The 18,788-nt window shown below is 60.3% G+C and carries 15 protein-coding genes; 3 read left to right on the plus strand and 12 right to left on the minus strand.

Annotated features, from left to right (window positions below; translation table 11 throughout):
* Positions 1-6: 6 nt before the first annotated feature.
* The 5 genes from ACQY1P_RS03335 to ACQY1P_RS03355 form a co-directional block, all read right to left on the minus strand.
* A complete protein-coding gene (locus ACQY1P_RS03335) occupies positions 7-1,488 on the minus strand; it encodes a cytochrome c (RefSeq protein WP_430252880.1) in 1,482 nt (493 codons plus the stop codon).
* On the minus strand, positions 1,485-1,916 hold the full coding sequence (locus ACQY1P_RS03340; protein ID WP_062576508.1) for a hypothetical protein: 432 nt from the start codon (positions 1,914-1,916) through the stop codon (positions 1,485-1,487). The genes ACQY1P_RS03335 and ACQY1P_RS03340 overlap by 4 nt, the downstream gene beginning before the upstream one ends.
* Complete coding sequence (locus ACQY1P_RS03345) at positions 1,913-3,436, minus strand: c-type cytochrome (RefSeq protein ID WP_062576510.1); 1,524 nt, start codon at positions 3,434-3,436, stop codon at positions 1,913-1,915. The genes ACQY1P_RS03340 and ACQY1P_RS03345 overlap by 4 nt, the downstream gene beginning before the upstream one ends.
* Complete coding sequence (locus tag ACQY1P_RS03350; protein WP_430253903.1) at positions 3,433-4,869, minus strand: NADH:flavin oxidoreductase; 1,437 nt, start codon at positions 4,867-4,869, stop codon at positions 3,433-3,435. Before ACQY1P_RS03350 ends, ACQY1P_RS03345 begins: the two co-directional genes overlap by 4 nt.
* Positions 4,870-5,048: 179 nt before the next feature.
* Positions 5,049-5,513: an Lrp/AsnC family transcriptional regulator gene (locus ACQY1P_RS03355; protein WP_062576513.1), complete on the minus strand. Its 465-nt coding sequence runs from the start codon at positions 5,511-5,513 to the stop codon at positions 5,049-5,051.
* Positions 5,514-5,637: 124 nt separating this feature from the next.
* On the opposite strand from ACQY1P_RS03355, the gene alr reads away from it, so the two are divergent.
* Positions 5,638-6,792, plus strand: a complete 1,155-nt coding sequence (alr, locus tag ACQY1P_RS03360; protein ID WP_430252883.1) for an alanine racemase — start codon at positions 5,638-5,640, stop codon at positions 6,790-6,792.
* A gap of 9 nt (positions 6,793-6,801) precedes the next feature.
* Complete coding sequence (locus ACQY1P_RS03365; protein WP_092664275.1) at positions 6,802-8,058, plus strand: D-amino acid dehydrogenase; 1,257 nt, start codon at positions 6,802-6,804, stop codon at positions 8,056-8,058.
* A 36-nt stretch (positions 8,059-8,094) separates the two neighbouring features.
* Here the strand turns inward: ACQY1P_RS03365 and ACQY1P_RS03370 are convergent, their stop codons facing one another.
* Both ACQY1P_RS03370 and ACQY1P_RS03375 read right to left on the minus strand, forming a co-directional pair.
* Positions 8,095-9,462, minus strand: coding sequence for a sigma-54-dependent transcriptional regulator (locus ACQY1P_RS03370; RefSeq protein ID WP_430249387.1), 1,368 nt, complete (start codon positions 9,460-9,462; stop codon positions 8,095-8,097).
* Positions 9,449-11,338 (minus strand): sensor histidine kinase, encoded by a 1,890-nt coding sequence (locus ACQY1P_RS03375; RefSeq protein ID WP_430252885.1) that lies wholly within the window; start codon positions 11,336-11,338, stop codon positions 9,449-9,451. The genes ACQY1P_RS03370 and ACQY1P_RS03375 overlap by 14 nt, the downstream gene beginning before the upstream one ends.
* A gap of 214 nt (positions 11,339-11,552) precedes the next feature.
* Here ACQY1P_RS03375 and ACQY1P_RS03380 point away from each other — a divergent pair, with 214 nt between their 5' ends.
* Positions 11,553-12,881, plus strand: a complete 1,329-nt coding sequence (locus ACQY1P_RS03380) for a dicarboxylate/amino acid:cation symporter (protein ID WP_062458822.1) — start codon at positions 11,553-11,555, stop codon at positions 12,879-12,881.
* A gap of 63 nt (positions 12,882-12,944) precedes the next feature.
* On the opposite strand, the gene eutC is transcribed toward ACQY1P_RS03380, so the two are convergent.
* The 5 genes from eutC to ACQY1P_RS03405 all read right to left on the minus strand — a co-directional run bounded on the left by eutC (position 12,945) and on the right by ACQY1P_RS03405 (position 18,637).
* On the minus strand, positions 12,945-13,724 hold the full coding sequence (gene eutC / locus ACQY1P_RS03385; RefSeq protein ID WP_430252887.1) for an ethanolamine ammonia-lyase subunit EutC: 780 nt from the start codon (positions 13,722-13,724) through the stop codon (positions 12,945-12,947).
* Entirely contained in the window at positions 13,721-15,118 is a 1,398-nt protein-coding gene (locus tag ACQY1P_RS03390) for an ethanolamine ammonia-lyase subunit EutB (protein ID WP_062458817.1), read from the minus strand. Before ACQY1P_RS03390 ends, eutC begins: the two co-directional genes overlap by 4 nt.
* Before the next feature lie 74 nt (positions 15,119-15,192).
* Positions 15,193-15,414: a hypothetical protein gene (locus ACQY1P_RS03395; RefSeq protein ID WP_062460391.1), complete on the minus strand. Its 222-nt coding sequence runs from the start codon at positions 15,412-15,414 to the stop codon at positions 15,193-15,195.
* A 641-nt stretch (positions 15,415-16,055) separates the two neighbouring features.
* Positions 16,056-16,346, minus strand: coding sequence for a hypothetical protein (locus ACQY1P_RS03400; protein ID WP_342366121.1), 291 nt, complete (start codon positions 16,344-16,346; stop codon positions 16,056-16,058).
* Entirely contained in the window at positions 16,343-18,637 is a 2,295-nt protein-coding gene (locus ACQY1P_RS03405; RefSeq protein ID WP_430252890.1) for an FdhF/YdeP family oxidoreductase, read from the minus strand. Before ACQY1P_RS03405 ends, ACQY1P_RS03400 begins: the two co-directional genes overlap by 4 nt.
* Positions 18,638-18,788 lie beyond the last annotated feature (151 nt).

The following is an 18,788-nucleotide window of genomic DNA, read 5'->3' on the forward strand; positions in this document are numbered from 1 at the left end:
CCGGTTTCAAAGTGTCTTCAGATAGGCGAGCAAATTGTCCTTTTCGGCCTGCGGCAGGTCCGTGCCCCAGAGATGGCCGCCATTGCCGTTGCCCGGCAGGCTCGTGTCATAGAGAAACCCGCCCGTTTCCGGTCGCTCGGCGCTGACGAAACCCCCGTTCACCGTGTCGACGAGATCGGAGCCGCGATAAAACTGCTTCGGCCTCTGTTCCGGCGATTTGAGGAGATCGGCAAGCGTCGGAACGCTGCCATTGTGGAGATATGGCCCGCGCAACCACAGGCCCGCCATATCGACGGCCACGTAGCCTTCCGCCTTCTGGAAATGCGTGAACCCCCACCGGTAGCCAGTCTCGTAATCGGCATATCGGGACTTCGCCGCGGGGCTCCACATGTCGATGCGATGCCGATCCGTTCCGAGTTCGACAATCGGGATCGGAGATCGGTAGCGCGCACCGTTCGTGTCATGGCAAACGGCACACTGCGCCTGGTAGACCCCCTGCCCCGCATCGACGGCGGAGGCGTCAACCCGAAGGGGATCGTCCGTCTCACGACTACTCTTGAACGGCGAAGGCGGCGGCCGCTGCACCGAGGTGAAGGCGATCATCCGGTCGAGGTTTTCTTGGGTCCGCAGAACGGTTTTGGAACTCATGCCATCGCCGATGGCGCCCGATACCGCGGTTTCGCGCACATCCGTTTGCAACCCGTCCCAATGGAGCGAGAAGGTGCGAATGTTCGTCGGGGCAAGCTCGCTCATGTTCCACAGCGGCATCATGTCGGAATTGCCGATCGTGCCGTCGTCCGGGAGCTCAAGGTTCTGGAATTTGACGGGGTTGAAAGGATCGATGCGGCCCGGGCCCCAATCGGGTCGAGTGTCCTGCCAAGCGAACCGCCGTGCCTGATCCTGAAATGCCTTGCGGGTTGCCGGGATCAGAACGAAACGGTAGAGCAACCTCTCATAAAGCGGCATGTCGTAGATCGTGGTGATTTCCCGCATCACCCGGTCCGCGGTGAAGCGGGCATCGGCACCGACCTTGATCAGGAAGCGGATATAGGCCTGCGGATCAACGCGCGTTCCGGCACCGGCCGAGACCAGCACGCGAGGCTCATCGGGTTTCAGCCGGTAGCTGCCCTGATGGCAGAAGGCACAGTTGGGCGAGACGCGATCGATGACACCCAGTGTCGTCACCGAAAAGCCGATCGGCACCTTGTCTCCGGCATGCCAGTACATGCCGAAGGCACCGTAGCCATCCTTGCCGTTCGGCACATGCTCCGGAAAGATCTGCGGCAGCACGCGCCAGATCCAGTAGGGCAGGCCCTGAACCTCTTCATTGCCGATCGAGCCGTGATTGAAAAGCCGGGCGAGATCCTCCGTACGAGGGGCGGCAACCGGGCGGAAAAGAAGAAGATAAACGGAAAGCGCACCCGCCACGACGACGACCAGCAGCGCCAGAAGCGCTTTCCAGAACAGCCGGGTTTTGCGCGCGCTCATGAGCGGCCCCCGTCGGCGAGTTCCTGTTCCAGGCGACTGATGTTGAGGAGGCAGATCAGCGTCGGGATCGCCACCGAACCATCGAGAAGGACACCGGTGATATAGCCGATCGGCTGGTCGAACACCGTCACGGCAAGGAGGAAGAACACGACGCCGGCTGTGCGCGATGGAAAGACCTGCAGCCAGGCAAAGATCCGGTAGCGGTCGATATCGATCGACGCGGGAATATAGAAGATGGAGAGAATACCAAGCAGGAGGCCCGCGAACTGCGCCCAGATCACCTGGTTGACGACGATGCCGAACAGGGAAAGCAGCCATTCCGGGCAGAAGATCAGAGGCAGCACGAAACATAGGTTCAGGATCACGCCGATCCATACGACGATAGCGTGACGGGCCTTCCAGGTGCTGAGCGAGCGGGTCCTGATCATAGCGTCTTCATGTATTCGACGAGGGCATCCTTATCGGCTCCGGAAAGCTCCGTGCCATAAGCTTTGCCCTCGTGTCCGCGGTTGGAATTGCCGGTTTTTGAGGTGTCATAGAGAAACAGCTGATCTCCCGGTGCCGCATCGTCGGATCGATATCCGACCCGTGCCAGGTCGAGCACCTCGCTGCCGCGATACCACCGGGCCGGCCGCTGCGACGAGGGTTCGAGCAGATCCCGCAGCGTCGGTACGGACCCATTGTGCAGATAGGGCGAGCGGGCCCAGATCCCGTCGAGGGGATGGTTCGCATAGCCGTTGGTCTTGTGGAACCGCTTGAAACGCCACGGATAGCCCGCATAGAGCTGGTTCTGTGCGGCCGCAAAATCCGGTGTGTAGGAGGCCCAGCGGCCGCGATCCGTCGCGATATCGGCCAGTGCGACCGTCTGGCCGAGCCGCTTGAAATGATCGGTATTGTAGGAATAGGTTCCGCCTGTCTTCATGCCATGGCAACCGGCGCAGGTATCCGAGAACACCTCCCTGCCGCGCTCGGCAGCGTCGACATCTACCTTTGCCGGAAACTGTGGCGCGGGAAGATCCCACATCCATTGTTCGATGCGGCGGATCGACGATCGATCCACCGTTACCGGTGTCACACCTGCGCCGAGTGCTGCGCTCAGGTTGCGCTCGGCAACCGAATTGTTATTGCCGTCCCAGTGAAGGTTCATTCCCTCCCGCGGGCGTTGCTGCCAGATCGACGGATAATCGGAGCTTCCGTTCAGCGCTGCATCACTGATCGATGCAGCGTCCATCGGAAAGTTGAACTGCAGGCTTTTATAGGGGTTGAATGTATCCACCCGCCCGGGTCCCCATTTCTCCTGCCGCGCAACGAATGTCAGCCGTTTGCCGAGATCTGCGAATGCCGCCTGGAGGCGCGGAAAGATCACATAGCGATACACCACCTGCTCGAACGCATTGAGATGACCGCCGACTTCTGGACTGTTGATCGCGGCGATCAGCCGGTCGGCGGTAAACCCGGGATCCGACCCGAGGTCGATGAAGAAGAGAATGAATTCCTGAAGCCGCAAATTGTTTGAAGGTGCACCGTAGACCAGATGCCGCTCCGTCTGGTTCGGAAGCGTGTAGGTTCCGACATGACAAACCGAGCAGTTCAGCCAGACGCGATCGACTCCGGACACGATGCGCCTGGAGACGCCGATCGGCAGGTCGTCGCCCGGCTTCTCGTAAAGCATGCCGAAATGACCCCATCCGGCCGGCCCAAGCTTGTCGGCATACATCACCGGCAGCGCCTTGAAGACCCAGTAGGGTGGCCCGGTCGATGCCTCGCTGCCAATCGAGCCGTAGAGGAAATGATCTTCCTGGTTTCGGAACGCGACGACATACTGGTTGACGAAAACGAGCCAGTAGACGATCGCTGCGAGCACAAGCACTGCGATCACCACGACGATTTTCCGCTTGCGCCCGAGGACGATCTCGACCGGGGTCAGCGGATCGTTGAGATCACTCATGGCTCCGCCTCCACCGCCTGAGGTGGTGTCGCCACAACGCTTCCCGCAAAGGCCGGCGGCGTAAACACCGACATGACCTCGTCGATCATGTGCTGATGACGGGCCTCAAACGTTGCCCCGGGATACCGTTTTACCTCGTAGCAGCCGAGAGGGTTCTCCAGATCATTGAGAAGACACTTGTTGCAATAGGTGCACTCGCGGCCTTTGTCCGGGCCATTCTGGGTCTTGAGGATCTTCGGCAAATCATTGTTGGCAATCAACGGTCTTGCCATGCTGACGGCATCGCAGGCGCCGCTGCGGATCGCCTCGCCGATCACATCGGCATGCTGAAAACCGCCCGTACAGAGAACCTTGACGCTTTGATCGATGCCCCGGACCGCTTCCGTGACAGCGCGGGCATAATCGAGGTTGATGCCTTCGATGACTTTCCCCCGCCGGAAACGCCACCAGGCCACAAATGCAGGTCCCAGGACCGGATTCGAAAAGATCGAATAGTTGAAACGCGCCCTTGTGCCTTGCGAAAGCATGCCGTCATACCAGCGCCGCAGGTCGTTCAGGGGCAGATCACCCGGCGGGTTGCGGGGGTGCGGGAAGGTCGACCCGCTGGAAATATGGAAGGCATCGACACCCTTGCCGCCATCCAGGAGGAGGGTACAGATCTTGACCGTCTCGTCGAGCGTATTGCCCTTCCTGATCCAGGGATAGAGCCAGTCGTTGTGATCGACCCCGTTGATCTTCATCTGCAGGTGAAAGTCCTGACCGACCTCGCGGCGAATGGCGCGAACGATTTCCAGCACGAACCGCGCCCGCCCTTCCCAGTCGCCGCCATATTCGTCGGTGCGGTCATTGATGCCGCTGCTGAGAAACTGCGTGATGAGATAGCCGTTGGCGCCATGCAGCTCGACACCGTCGAGACCGGCCTCTTTGGCCCGGCGCGCGCCCTGGGCAAACTGCTCGACGACAGTGCGAATATCATCCCTGCTCATCGCTTCGGCGAGCAGGCCGTGAAAGTAATCGCTTTTGTTCGTTGAGCTCAGTCCCCTTTTGTAAAGGTTTTCAGCACCGCCCATGTCCTGCTGGCGGCCCGAATGACTGAGCTGCATCAAGAACCGACAGTTGTGACCGTGCACCCGGTCGCCGATCGCCCTCCAGAACGGGATCTTGTCATCATCATCGATCATCGCGTAGCGCACGAGGATTCTCCCACGCACGGAAACCGGCGTGAAGGACGAGATGATACAGCCGACCCCGCCGCGGGCGAATTTCTCCTCCCAATTCAGACGCGCAGATCCGCCGTGACCGTTGTAATCGTCGAACTGCCCCGAGACATTCGATCGGAAAAGACGGTTTTTCACCGTCAAAGAGCGGAATTTCAGCTCCTGGAAGATCTGTCTGGAATTGTCTTCGTGAGTGTACTGCTGATCGTCATGCATCATCGTTCGCCCGCTGAGTTAAGAGGACGCCAAATTCAAAGGTCAGAATTTTTGGATGCTATGCGTAAAATGCTTGTGACTGACAATCACGTTATTGCAATTTTATCGAGCTTGCAACGGGAATATGCAACCTCGAAACCGGCCTCAATTCGCGAAGGTGAACTGTCGGGAGCGATCTTCTAACGACGGTTTTTCGAACGTGAGGCAAGCACGTTTCGGATGGAAAAGCTGGAATGGATCCGCAAAACCCCGGGAAGCGCCGACAGGATTTCCTTGTGGATGCGCTCGAACGCGCCGGCGTTCGCAACTTCCACCCTCAAGATATAATCCGAGCCGCCGGTCATCAGGAAGCATTCCTGAATTTCCGGATGTTTCCTCACAGCAGCTTCGAACCGGTTGAGGTAATCCTCGGTCTGCCGCTCCAGCGTGATGTTGATAATCACGGCGATGGCGCTCTCGATCTGGCCATTGTCGATCAGCGCCGTATACCCGCGGATGACGCCGGCTTCTTCCAGGAGCTTGACGCGCCTGAGACACGCGGAGGCAGACAACCCGACTTCCGCGGCCAGTGCCGCATTGCTGATCCGCCCGTTCAGACGAAGGAGCCGGAGAAGGTTGCGGTCGATCGCATCTATCGCTTCCATGCATATTCTTTCAAAACACGACAGAATTCACCAGAATATCGATATTCGTCGCACATCCTGTCATCAAATAGCACCAAACTCACCGAATATTCAAATAATCTGCTCTCACAGGGAGGGCAGCAGCATGGATATTTCGTCCTCGTTTGGTGACGCCGAAGTACAGTTCGTTGCCGAGGGTGCATCGGGATACCTGACAATCGATCTGGGTGCCCTCCGGCGCAACTACGAGACGCTCGCCGACATGCTTCGACCGGCACAGTGCGCAGCGGTCGTGAAGGCTGATGCCTATGGACTTGGTGCAACGGTCGTATCGAGAACGCTCGGCGATGCCGGATGCCGGGACTTTTTCGTGGCCCAGTTCGTCGAGGCCATCCGGCTCAAGGATACTCTCCCTGCCGATGCACGTCTCTATGTCTTGAACGGGTTGCAGCCGGGCAATGAGGAGCGTTGTGCGGCTGATGGCATCATCCCGGTCCTGAACTCTTTGCCTCAGTTGCGCCGCTGGTCTGAGCTCGCGCGGCAGTCTGGCCGGTCGCTGCCCGCAGCTCTGCAGGTCGACAGCGGCATGTCCCGTCTCGGTTTGTCGCCGGAAGAATGCAGCATCCTGTCCCGGGAAATGGACGAGCATGCCGGCTTGGAATTCCAGTTCGTCATGAGCCATCTCGCATGCGCCGACGAAGGCGCAAACCTTATGAACGGCAAGCAGCTGGCGGAATTTGAAAGACTTTCTCGTCTGTTTCCGGGAATTCGGATTTGCCTCGCCAATTCCGGCGGCATCTTTCTGGGTGGCGATTTCCACCACACGCTGGCGCGGCCCGGCATTGCGCTTTACGGCGGCAACCCGACCCCCGGCTCTCCAAACCCGATGGAGCCGGTCGTCAGACTCGATGTCGCCGTGGTTCAGACACGTACCGTGCCGACCGGAACCCGGATCGGCTATGGCGGATCGCATATTGCTGACCGAGAGATGCATCTGGCAACGATCGCAGCCGGATATGCGGACGGCCTGCCCCGTGCCCTCAGCGGCACGGGTGCGGTGTATCACGCTGGCGTACGACTGCCGATCGTCGGGCGGGTTTCCATGGACAGCATCATCATCGATGTCAGCGCGCTGCCAAAGGATACTTTGACACTCGGCAGTCTCGTCGAGGTGGTCGGGGAACACCAGACGCTGGAAGAGATTGCCGAGGCCGCCGGAACGATATCCTATGAGATACTCACGGGCCTAGGGCACCGTTACCAAAGACTATACCGCCAAGTTCAGCTGCAAGACGTCTAGGGGAATGCCATGAAAGTCATCGTACTCGGCGCCGGCGTCATCGGCACGACCACCGCCTATCAACTGGCCAAGGCCGGCCACGAGGTCGTCGTTGTTGATCGCCAGACAGGCCCTGCGCTCGAAACAAGTTTCGCCAATGCCGGCGAAGTCTCGTTCGGTTACTGCTCTCCATGGGCAGCGCCGGGCATACCCCGGAAGGCGCTCAAATGGATCTTCATGGAGCACGCGCCGCTGATCCTGCGCCCGAAGCTTGATCGCGCCATGCTGTCGTGGATGTTCAAGATGCTGTCGAACTGCACCTCGGAGCGCTACGCGATCAACAAAAGCCGGATGCTGCGACTTTCCGATTACAGCCGGATCTGCCTTGCAGATGTCCGGGATGAAACCGGGATCGATTACGACGCGCGCATGCAGGGAACGCTGCAGCTGTTTCGCACGCAGCAGCAGCTCGACGCCTCTGCAAAGGACGTCAAGGCGCTCGCGGCCGATGGCATTCCCTATGAAGTGCTCGATCCCGAAGGCTGCATCCGCGTAGAACCGGCGCTCGCCCATGTGCGCGAAAAGATCGTCGGCGGACTTCTGACACCCAAGGACGAGACCGGCGACTGCTTCAAGTTCACCAATCTTCTCGCCGCCAAGGCCGAAGCGCTCGGCGTCCGGTTTGCCTATGGTACGACCATCAAACGGCTCGATGTCGAAGGCGGCAAGGTGAGGGGTGTCGTGACGGACCGCGAAACGCTACGTGGTGATGCGGTCGTGGTTGCTCTCGGCAGCTACTCGCCACTGGTCGTGAAAGACCACGGCATCGATCTGCCGGTCTATCCGGTCAAGGGATATTCGCTGACCATCCCGATCAAGGATGCCAGCCGCGCGCCGGAATCAACGATCATGGACGAGACCTACAAGATCGCCATCACGCGGCTGGGCGACCGCATCCGGGTGGGCGGCATGGCCGAAATTTCCGGCTATACGAACGATCTCGGTGCGCCGCGCAGGCGCACGCTCGAACATTCCGTGACCGACCTTTTCCCCGGCGGCGATATCACCAAGGCGTCGTTCTGGTCGGGCCTTCGTCCGATGACACCCGATGGAACGCCGGTGATCGGAGCAACCAAGATCAGTGGTCTCTACCTCAATACCGGGCACGGAACGCTGGGCTGGACGATGAGCTGCGGCTCGGCGCGGGTGATCAGCGATCTCGTCAGCGGCAAAACGCCCGACATCGATGCAACCGACCTTGCCTATGCGCGATACGCGCGTCGCTGATCGGCGTCGCCCGCAAACGCAGAGCCGCGAGCAAGTTCAGGAAAGGCGCTTGTCCGCGAATTCGCTTCTGACGATGCCGTGCCGCTGCAGCTTGTCGTAGAAGGTCTTGCGGGGAATGCCGAGCGCTGCAATCGTCTGCTGCACATCGCCATCACACGCCGTCAGCGTTTCACGAATGATCTCGGCTTCGTATCGCTCCAGCCGCTGGGGCAGCGAACCCGTTTCCGGATCGGCTGATTGCCGAGCGGGAGAGCTTGTCGGATCAAGCCCCAGAACCACACGCTCGGCAAAATGGGACAACTCGCGGACGTTGCCGGGCCAGTGATGGTCGCGCAGGTATTGGCCGATTGTTGGCGTGATCGAGGGCGCTTCCCGATTGAAGCGGGTTGCGGCACGATCTGCGAAATAGCTGAACAACAGGGGAATATCGTCCCGCCGCTCCCGCAGGGGCGGAATGGCGATCGTGACGACGTTCAACCGGAAATAGAGGTCCTCCCGAAACGTCTCGCGCTGAGCCTGATCGCCCAGATCCACCTTGGACGCGGCGATGATCCGCAGATCCACGGGACGCACTTCGTTTGTCCCGAGCGGCATCACCTCGCGCATCTCCAGCACGCGCAGCATCTGCACCTGCGCAGACATCGGCATGCTCTCGATCTCATCGAGAAAAAGCGTGCCGCCGCTCGAGTGCTCGATGCGACCGATGCGCTTTTTTTGCGCGCCGGTGAAGGCGCCCGGTTCGTGACCGAACAGCTCGCTTTCGATCACCTGTTGCGGCAAGGCTCCGCAATTCAGCGCCACGAAGTTCCCGGCCGCACGGCGGCTCCATCCATGCAGAAGACCAGCAACGATTTCCTTGCCGCTTCCGGTCTCGCCGGTGACGAGGACATCGATATCGGTATCGGCGATCTGGCGAAGCATGTTGCGTAGCCGCTGCATGACCGGTGTCTGGCCGATCAACGGGGATTCCTGGCTGGAACTTTGAGCTGCTGCGCGCAGCCGGCGGTTTTCCAGTGTCAGACGTCGCTTTTCAGCAGCGCGCCGGACGCATTGCACAAGCCTGTCCGTCGCAAACGGCTTGGCTAGGAAGTCGTAGACGCCGCTTTGGATGGCCTTCACAGCCATTGGAATATCGCCGTGGCCGGTCATCAGAATGACCGGCAGCTCTTCGTCCAGACTGCGGAGGCGGTCGTAAAGTTCGAGACCATCGAGCCCCGGCATTCGAATGTCGGAGACGACGATGCCCGGGAAGTCCGCGGAAATTTTAGACAGGGCGTCCGTGGCCGAGGTGAACGCGATCGGCTCGAAACCGGCAAGCTCCAGCGTCTGGCCTGTGGCGCGCAGGAGATCGGCGTCGTCGTCTATCAGAATGACCGGCACCGCGCCCATGTCAGGCTCTGTCATGATCGTTTTCCTCATCAGCTCTCACGAGCGATATTGTAAAGCAGGTCCGTCCATCGCGGCTCTCGACCTCGATGCGCCCGCCGTAATCGGTGACGATGTCTTTGGAGATGACGAGGCCGAGCCCCAGCCCTTTTTCCTTCGACGAGTTGAAGGGCTCGAACAGAGCCTTGAGAATCTGCGGCGCGATGCCGGGACCGTTGTCGCAGACATGCACCAGCACCCGATCGGCAGACACATCCGTCGTCACCTGGATCAGCGCATCCGGTCGGCCCTCAACAGCCTCCAGCGCATTCTGGAACAGATTGATAAACACCTGTTCCAGCCGCAACCGGCTCCCCATCACGACCAGCCCGCTTGGCGGCGGCGTGATCTTCAGCGTATCCATTCGTCCGGTGAAGCGGCTGCGAACCAGCATGGTCGCACCGTCGAAGACTTCCTGCAGCAGGACCGGTTCCGGAGCCGGTCGACCTTTGCGCGCAAGTGCCTTCAGATCATCCGTAATCGCACCGATCCGTTCCGTGAGAGACGCGATGTGATCCAGATTTTCGACCGCAGTCTCGGCCCTGCCCCGTTCGAGCAGTACCTTGGAATTGTCCGCATAGGCGCGGATCGTCGCGACAGGCTGGTTGATCTCGTGGGCGACACCGGCTGCAACCTGGCCGAGGATGGCAAGCCTGTTGGCATGTACCAGATCCTGCTGGACGGATTGGAGCCGGCTCTCGGTCTGCTTGTGATCCATGATCTCCGCTTCGAGCCTGTCGCGCGCCAGACTGAGGTCGATCGTGCGCGCTGCAACCCGATTTTCGAGATCTTCCCGCGCAAGCCTCTGCTGGGCAATCGCCATCTCAGTCACCTGCCGCCGACGCAGCAGGAAGGCTGCCAGCGCCAATAGTGTCGTTACGGCCAGGATCGCCATCAGCCGCGTTTCGCGAAGCGCATCGGACAGCGCCTTGGAAATTGGCAGAAGATATTCGAAGCGCCAGGGGGTGGACGGGATCGGGGTCGTGATCTCCAGGAAGTCTTCTGCTCCCGCGCCTCCCGGAAGAATAGCCTGCAGCGTCCGCGCGTTGTCTCCGACCGGCTGCTGGCGGATGAATGGCAGGGGGAGAAGCGGCGCATCGCCGAATTGCAGACTTTGGCGAATGGCGCCGAGATCGTCCGGATCCAGCGGCTCGGTCGTCATGAACCGCCAGGATGGGAGGCTGGTGATCAGTACGACGTTGCTGGAATCAACAACAAACGAAGGGCGCTGCGAGTTGCGCCAGTCCGCTTCCAGCTGATCGAACTCCATCTTTGCAACGACCACGCCGAGCGGCGCTTCGGCCGGACCGACGCGTTGCGAGATGTAGAGACCGGGCCGTTTGCTGACGCTGCCCAGTGCGAAATGTTCAGCCGCTCCCTCCTGCATCGCCCGCGTGAAATAGGCACGGAACGTATAGTCGTTGCCGACGAAGCTTGTTGGCTCCCGCCAATTGCTCGACGAGATCGCAATCCCGTCCGGGCCAACGACATAGATCACGCTGGCATTGGTCTTAACGACCAGGTCTTCGAGTTTGGCATCCAGTGCCTCTCTCTTCGCGATAGCCGCATCGGCGCTCAGGTCGACCAAAGCGTCGCGGACCTCGCGGTCACCGGCCAGAAGCAACGGTAGCGCCCGCGGTCGCTCGAGGACGGCCTGCAGGAGAGCAACCTTCAAGTCCGCATCCGTTCGAGCCTGCGCTTTAAGTCGCGTTAAAGCTGATGCGCGGCCGTAGCGCTCGACCGCAAACCCTGCGGCGACCACGATGCTGATCGCAGCGACGCCAAACACGATCCAGGCCAGCCGAAACTTCCGAACCAGGTGCTCAGCAGGGTGGGGATCGTTTGTGTAGGACATCGCCCCTATGAGCATAATTTCGCACAAACATCAAGGACGAGTGCGGTACTCCGCACAAATCGCTTTACCCGACACCTGGTTAAGATAACGCCGTCAAGTTAATTCAATAACTTACTCGATCCGTGCGGATCTGGCACGTCCCTTGCTCGCCTCAAGTTCGATTCTAAGAACATGCCCCGGGTGGGAACCTTGAGCGGGGCGACTGGAGGACTTTATGGATATCTCGACACCCGCTGCCGGCAAGCCGGCGGCACTGCCATTCTATCGCCACCTGTATTTCCAGGTTATCGTCGCGATCATCGCGGGCATGCTGATCGGCCACTTCTGGCCTGAATTCGGCGCCAGCCTGAAGCCGCTTGGCGACGCCTTCATCCGGCTGGTCAAGATGATCATCGCTCCCGTGATCTTCCTCACCGTGGCAACCGGCATCGCCGGAATGTCCGACCTGAAGAAGGTTGGCCGGGTCGCCGGCAAGGCGATGCTCTACTTCCTGACCTTCTCGACGCTCGCACTGATCGTCGGCCTGATTGTCGGCAACCTGCTGCATCCGGGTGCCGGAATGAACATCGATCCGTCCACGCTGGACGGCAAGGCTGTGGCGACCTACGCAACCAAGGCGCATGAGACGACGATCACCGGCTTCCTGATGAACATCATCCCGGAAACCATCGTTGGCGCGTTTGCCCAAGGTGACATTCTTCAGGTCCTGTTCTTCTCGGTCCTGTTCGGTATCTCGCTCGGCATGGTCGGCGAAAAGGGCAAGCCGGTCACCGACTTCCTGATCTCGCTCACCGCTCCGATCTTCCGTCTGGTCGCGATCCTGATGAAGGCCGCTCCGATCGGTGCCTTCGGCGCGATGGCATTTACCATCGGCAAATACGGCATCGGCTCGGTCGCCAACCTCGCCTACCTGATCCTGACATTCTACATCACCGCACTTCTGTTCGTGATCGTGGTGTTGGGCGCCGTGGCGAAGTATAACGGTTTCTCGATCTTCTCGCTGATCCGCTACATCAAAGAGGAACTGCTGCTCGTTCTCGGCACCTCGTCGTCGGAAGCAGCGCTTCCCGGCCTGATGCAGAAGATGGAACGTGCGGGCTGCAAGCGCTCGGTTGTCGGCCTGGTCATCCCGACCGGTTACTCGTTCAACCTCGACGGCACCAACATCTACATGACGCTGGCAGCGCTCTTCATCGCTCAGGCGACGGGAATCGACCTGTCACTTGGTGATCAGATCCTGCTTCTGCTCGTGGCCATGCTGAGTTCCAAGGGTGCAGCCGGCATCACCGGTGCAGGCTTCATCACGCTGGCTGCAACGCTATCGGTTGTTCCCTCCGTCCCGGTCGCCGGCATGGCGCTCATCCTCGGCATCGACCGCTTTATGTCGGAATGCCGCGCCCTGACCAACCTCGTCGGCAACGCGGTTGCGACCATTGTCGTCGCACGCTGGGAAAACGAGCTGGACAAGGACATGCTGGACAAGGCGATGGCCGGTGAGCTGACCGGCGATCCGGTAGCCCCGGTCCTGCAGCCGGCGGAATAAGATACGCTCCCAAGCGTCAAAAGGGCGGTACCTTTCTAAGGTGCCGCCCTTTTGATATGTGGCCTAACCCAGGAGCGCTGCTGCGTCGCGCAGGGCAACGCCGCTGATACCGGTCTGCATCATCGCCTTGACCAGAGCCGTGATCGCATCGGCCGCGCTGGCAATCGACATCCCGCCGTCGCGGATGTTCGATATGCAGTTGCGTCGGGAATCGGGCGTGCCTGACCTCGGTTCGTAGGTGACATAGGCGCCGAGACTGTCGGCTGCCGAAAGCCCCGGTCGCTCCCCGATCAGAATGATCGATAGCTTGGCGCCCAGTGCCTCGCCGACCGGGTCGGCCAGCGCAACCCGCGCATTTTCAGCCAGAACGATCGGCGCCAGGGAAAGATTCAATTCCTTCAAGCGTGTTTGAAGCGCCTCGATCAGCGGCGTTGCGTTGATTTCCACCGCATTGGACGACAATCCATCGGCGACAACGATGACCACATCGAAATTGTCGCCGCGTTCGGGTCTCACCGAACGAAGCAAATCGACAGACGGTCCGGAAAGTTGCCGGCCAAGATCCGGGCGACGGACGTATGTTCCGCGATCTTCCGCAAGGCTTGCGACCTCGATTGCGCCAAGGCCCATCGACTTCAGACGCTGCGAAAGGCCATGGCGATCCATCCCGCTCCACACCGCCTCGCGCGCCCGTGCGTGATCCATCAGGAACGCGAGTTGCACCTTTGTCGGCTGACCGGCGCCGAAGCGTCCGAGCGATACCCGGGCCGCGGTCATCGACCTGAGATCGAGGCTGCGCTTTTCGGTGTCTTCCACCGGGACAGGCTGATCGCGATCCGTCATGCCGAGGCTCCAAGAAGAGCAAGCTCGGACAGGTGCCGGGTCAGCCGCACCGGATCGTCCTTCAAATAGCCTGCCGGATCGGTGAGCCCCATCTCGTTCAACCATGCTTCGAATTCCGGTGCAGGCGGGCGTTTCAGAGTCTCGCGGCAGTAAACGGCGTCGTGGTGCGATAGAGACTGGTAATTGAGCATGATATCGTCAGCGCCTGGCACAGTGATGACGAAGTTGACGTTGGCGGCACAGAGAAGCGTCAGGAGCGTATCCATGTCCTCCTGATCGGCATCCGCATGGTTTGTGTAGCAGACGTCGACCCCCATCGGCAGACCCATGAGCTTGCCGCAGAAGTGGTCCTCCAACCCGGCGCGGATGATCTGCTTGCCGTTGAAGAGATATTCGGGGCCGATAAAGCCGACGACCGTGTTGACAAGAAGCGGATCGAACGCCCGAGCAACCGCATAGGCGCGCACTTCCATCGTCTGCTGATCCACACCGAAATGCGCATCGGCGGAAAGCGCCGCACCCTGTCCGGTTTCGAAATACATCAGGTTCGCATCGACAGGGCCGCGTTTGAGAGCCCGCGCCGCGTCATGGGCTTCCTTTAGGATCGCCAGATTGACACCGAAACCTTCGTTTGCCTTTTGCGAGCCGGCGATCGACTGGAATACCAGATCGACAGGAGCCTGTTGCTCGATTGCCCGGATGGCCGTCGTGACATGGCCGAGGCAGCAGGTCTGGGTAGGGATCGACAGACGGGAGCGCAACTCATCGAGCAGGGAGACGATCCGGACGTAATCCTCAATGCTATCGGTTGCAGGATTGACGCCGATCACCGCATCGCCCGACCCCATCAGTAAACCGTCGACGGCGGACGCTGCGATGCCGCGCGAGTCATCCGTTGGATGATTGGGCTGGTTGCGGGTCGAAAGCCGGCCCGAAAGACCGATCGTCGAGCGAAAGCGTGTCACGACCTCGCGTTTGGCCGCAACCGAGATCAGGTCCTGAACACGCATGATCTTGGAGACCGCTGCCACCATTTCAGGCGTCAGACCGAAAGTGATTGCCTCCAGTTGACGCTGCCCCGTCTCGGGCTTCAACAGCCATTCGCGGAACTCGCCGACCGTCAGCGACGAGATCGGTGCGAATGCCGAAAGGTCGTGCTGGTCGGCAATCAGTTGCGAGACCTCGTCGGTCTCGGCCGCGATCAGCTCCTCGGCGAGGAATGCCTTGAGCGGCAGGTCTGCGAGTGTGATCTGCGCCGCAAGCCGCTCCACCGGACCCTCTGCCGCCACCCCCGCAAGCTGGTCACCAGACCGCTCGGGCGTCGCCTTGGCCAAGAGATCCTTCAGATCACGGAAACGAAAGACCGTCTGCTCGATCGTGGTCTGGTAGGGCATCAGGCGATTTACCGGCTCAGAGGAACATTACGTCCATCATCACGCCAGGCTCCGACCGATGCAAGCGGCAAGCGTCATGAAATGAGATCGGCGAGCGCTTTGTGGCCGGCAAGCGCTGTTTCCAGTTCCGGAATCGTGTGATTGCCTTCCCGGAACAGGTTGATCATGACCGCAGCCGCGATACTGACGTCCGGATCGCTCCTCTCGAGATGATACTTCGCTCGCCAATTCTCGAGTACGATATCGAGGACTTCAAGTTCCGTGGGGCCGAAGGTCTTTTCCATAAATGCGGGCATGACAAACTCAAACTTCTCAGTGACGGCCATCATTTGGTCGATGCGATGCAAGCTTCAAGAGGCGGGTCATCACTTTCTTACAAATGAGATAAGTTTCAGGCCCGTGCGGAAAAACCTCTGCAACCGCAAGAAGTTAGTTGCAACGCACAATCCTCGCGGTCACGAGCAAAGCACCATCGACAGCGCCGACAGCCCTTTCACTCGTTGCTGCAATGCACAGATCTGACTGTCACGACTTTCAGGAACACAACCTCAGTCAAGATCGCAACAGAAACGAAGCTAGACGCAGAAAGTGCCATTGCGGCGACAACAAGCGTCGCAAGGTCGAGACAACTCGCCAGCTAGCACAGCACTTAGGGAGAGCATCAGCAACGAGGTTGGCGAACGTCGGGGGATACAAGACGAACGAACTCAAAGTGCACGGCAGGGCAATGTCCCGCCATTGAGCGATGCGAGAGATGGAGGCGACGGACGTTGCCGTGTGGAAACCAGTCACCGACGCACAGAAGCCCGGGCTCGATCACCCGGACTTCGATTGCAGCACCTTCTTAGCAATGGGACCATGGTGAGACATGACGTCCTCATGCCCGCACCGAAGGTCAGCGTGGGAAGGAGGTTGCAACCGCCTCCACCAAAGCTTTTTATTCGACGGGAACAGTCGCCCCGTCGTCAGGCCGGCGGTAAAATGTCCTGAGCGTGCGTTCATCCTTGCTGGTGACCTGAAGCCAGGCACCCGGAATGTCCGTCAGTTCACGCAGCACGATCGAATGCTCGATGCCGAACAGCCGCGAAAAGCTGCGGCTGTCCCTGGCAACATCGAGATCGAGGGCAATGATCATCCCCGCCTGAATGCCGCTGAGGCGGGGATCCTGCTGTTGCAGCCTGGCAGTGAGCGCCATAAACCGGTCTGGATCCGGCGGGTTGCCCGTCACGCCGCCTCACGACGGCGAACGGAGACCATCACCGATTTGGATGTGGGCGTATCGCTCTCTTCGCCCGCGCTTCCGATCGGCACGAGAACATTCAGTTCGGGGTAATAGCCGGCGATGCTGCCCCGCGGAATGTCGTAGGGGACAAGGCGGAAATCAGATGCAACGCGGGCGATGCCGTCAGTGTACTCGCAGACGACGTCGACGCGTTCCCCAGCCTTTGCGGACAGCGCCTTTACGTCATCAGGGTGCATGAAGATGACCTGTCTTTCGCCGTAAACGCCACGATAGCGATCGTCGAGACCGTAGACCGTCGTGTTGTACTGGTCATGCGAGCGGAACGTCTGCAGCGCAAAGTGATCGTGGCGCTTGAGGGCGGCCTGATTGACGGTCTCGGACGGCAGGGCGATATCGGAGAAGGATGCCTTGCCCGTCGGCGTGACCCACTCGCGATGTGCAGCCGTGTTGCGCAGGTGGAAGCCGCGCGGCTTGCGCAGACGCGCGTTGAAATCCTCAAAGCCCGGAATGGTCGCCTCGATATGCTTGCGGATCAGGTCGTAATCGTCGGCCAGAGCCGCCCAGTTGATCATGTCCGAGCCGACGGTGGACGCGGCCATGCCGGCAACGATCGCGACTTCCGAGAGAAGATGCGCCGAGGCAGGCCTGTTGATGCCGGCCGAGCCATGCACCATGCTCATCGAATCCTCGACGCTGACGAGCTGCGAATTGCCGGCAGAGTTAAGATCGATCTCGGTGCGGCCAAGGCAGGGCAGGATGAACGAGACATCACCCGGCATCAGATGAGAATGGTTGGGCTTGGTTGCGACATGCACGGTGAGTTTGAGCTTGCGAAGCGCCTGCTCGACCAATGCGCTATCGGGCGTGGCGCGGGCAAAATTGCCGCCGAGCCCGATGAACGCCTGTGCGGAACCATCCAGCATCGCGCCGATTGCGGCGATCACGTTATGACCATTGGCGCGCGGCACCGCGAACCCAAATTCTTTCTCGAGCGCGTCGAGGAAGGCAGCTGGAGGCTTTTCGTTGATACCGACCGTCCGGTCGCCCTGAACATTGGAATGACCGCGCACAGGGCACAGTCCGGCTCCCGGCTTGCCGACATTGCCGCGCAGGAACATGAAGTTCGAGATTTCGCGAATGGTCGCGACCGAGTGCAGATGCTGGGTGATACCCATGGCCCAGGTGCAGATGACGCGCTCTGCCTGCATGTAGACGTCTGCAGCGCGTTCGATCGCTTCGCGGGTCAGGCCAGACTGCGAGATGATCTCATCCCAGCTGGTTGCCTCGACCGCGGCCAGATAGGCGTCGAAGCCTTCGCAGTGTTCGGCGATAAACGCGTGATCGAGCACGGACGGACGGCCGGCTGCAACAGCTGCTGCTTCCGCGGCCAGAACCGCTTTCGACATCCCGCGCACGGCGGCCATGTCGCCGCCCAGTTGCGGCTGAAGATAGTCGCTGGCGATATCGGTCGCGCCGCCACGCAGCATCTGCAGCTTGTCCTGCGGATCCGAGAACCGCTCCAGACCGCGCTCCTTGACCGGGTTGAAGACGACGATCTGGGCACCGCGGACCGCGGCGCGCCGCAGGTCGCCCAGCATGCGCGGATGGTTGGTACCCGGGTTCTGGCCAATCACGAAGATCGCGTCGGCCTTCTCGAAATCCTCGAGCAGGACCGTTCCCTTGCCGACGCCGATCGACTGGCGAAGCGCCACGCCGCTCGCCTCATGGCACATGTTGGAACAGTCGGGGAAATTATTGGTGCCGTAGGCGCGCACGAACAGCTGGTAGAGGAATGCCGCTTCGTTGCTGGCGCGGCCGGACGTGTAGAATTCAGCGCGGTCCGGGCTGTCGAATCCCTTGAGGATGTCGCCGATCTCGGCGAACGCGTCCTGCCATGTGACCGGGAGATAGCGATCGCTTGCCGCGTCGTAACGCATCGGATGAGTGAGACGACCGTTGAGCTCAAGCTCATAGTCGGACTGACGGCGCAGCTCGGAAACGGTGTGTGCCGCAAAAAATGCCGGTGTGGCGCGCTTTTCGGTCGCCTCCCACGAGACGGCCTTTACGCCGTTCTCGCAAAATTCGAACGAGGAGCCATGCTCCGGATCGCCCCAGGCGCAGCCGGGACAGTCGAAACCGTCAGGCTGATTGGCCTTCAGCATTGCCCTTGCACCGGACAGCGGCGAGCCGCTGTTCAGAAGCTGCTTGCCGCAGCTTTTCAATGCGCCCCAGCCGCCTGCGGCCGACGATTTCTTACCGATAAATCCTGTATCCATGCTGCATCTATTTGTCGCGGGGACGATTTGATCAAGCGGCAGAACAGCATGGCTTGATAGGAAATATCTATCGTCCTTCTAAGGGGCTCCGATTTATGGTGGTCCGTCGCGGAACTTCTCATCACCGGGATTGAAAGCGCGGCGTCTGCGG

It is taken from the genome of Neorhizobium sp. DAR64872/K0K18 (assembly GCF_050500175.1).
Lineage (GTDB): Bacteria > Pseudomonadota > Alphaproteobacteria > Rhizobiales > Rhizobiaceae > Neorhizobium > Neorhizobium soli.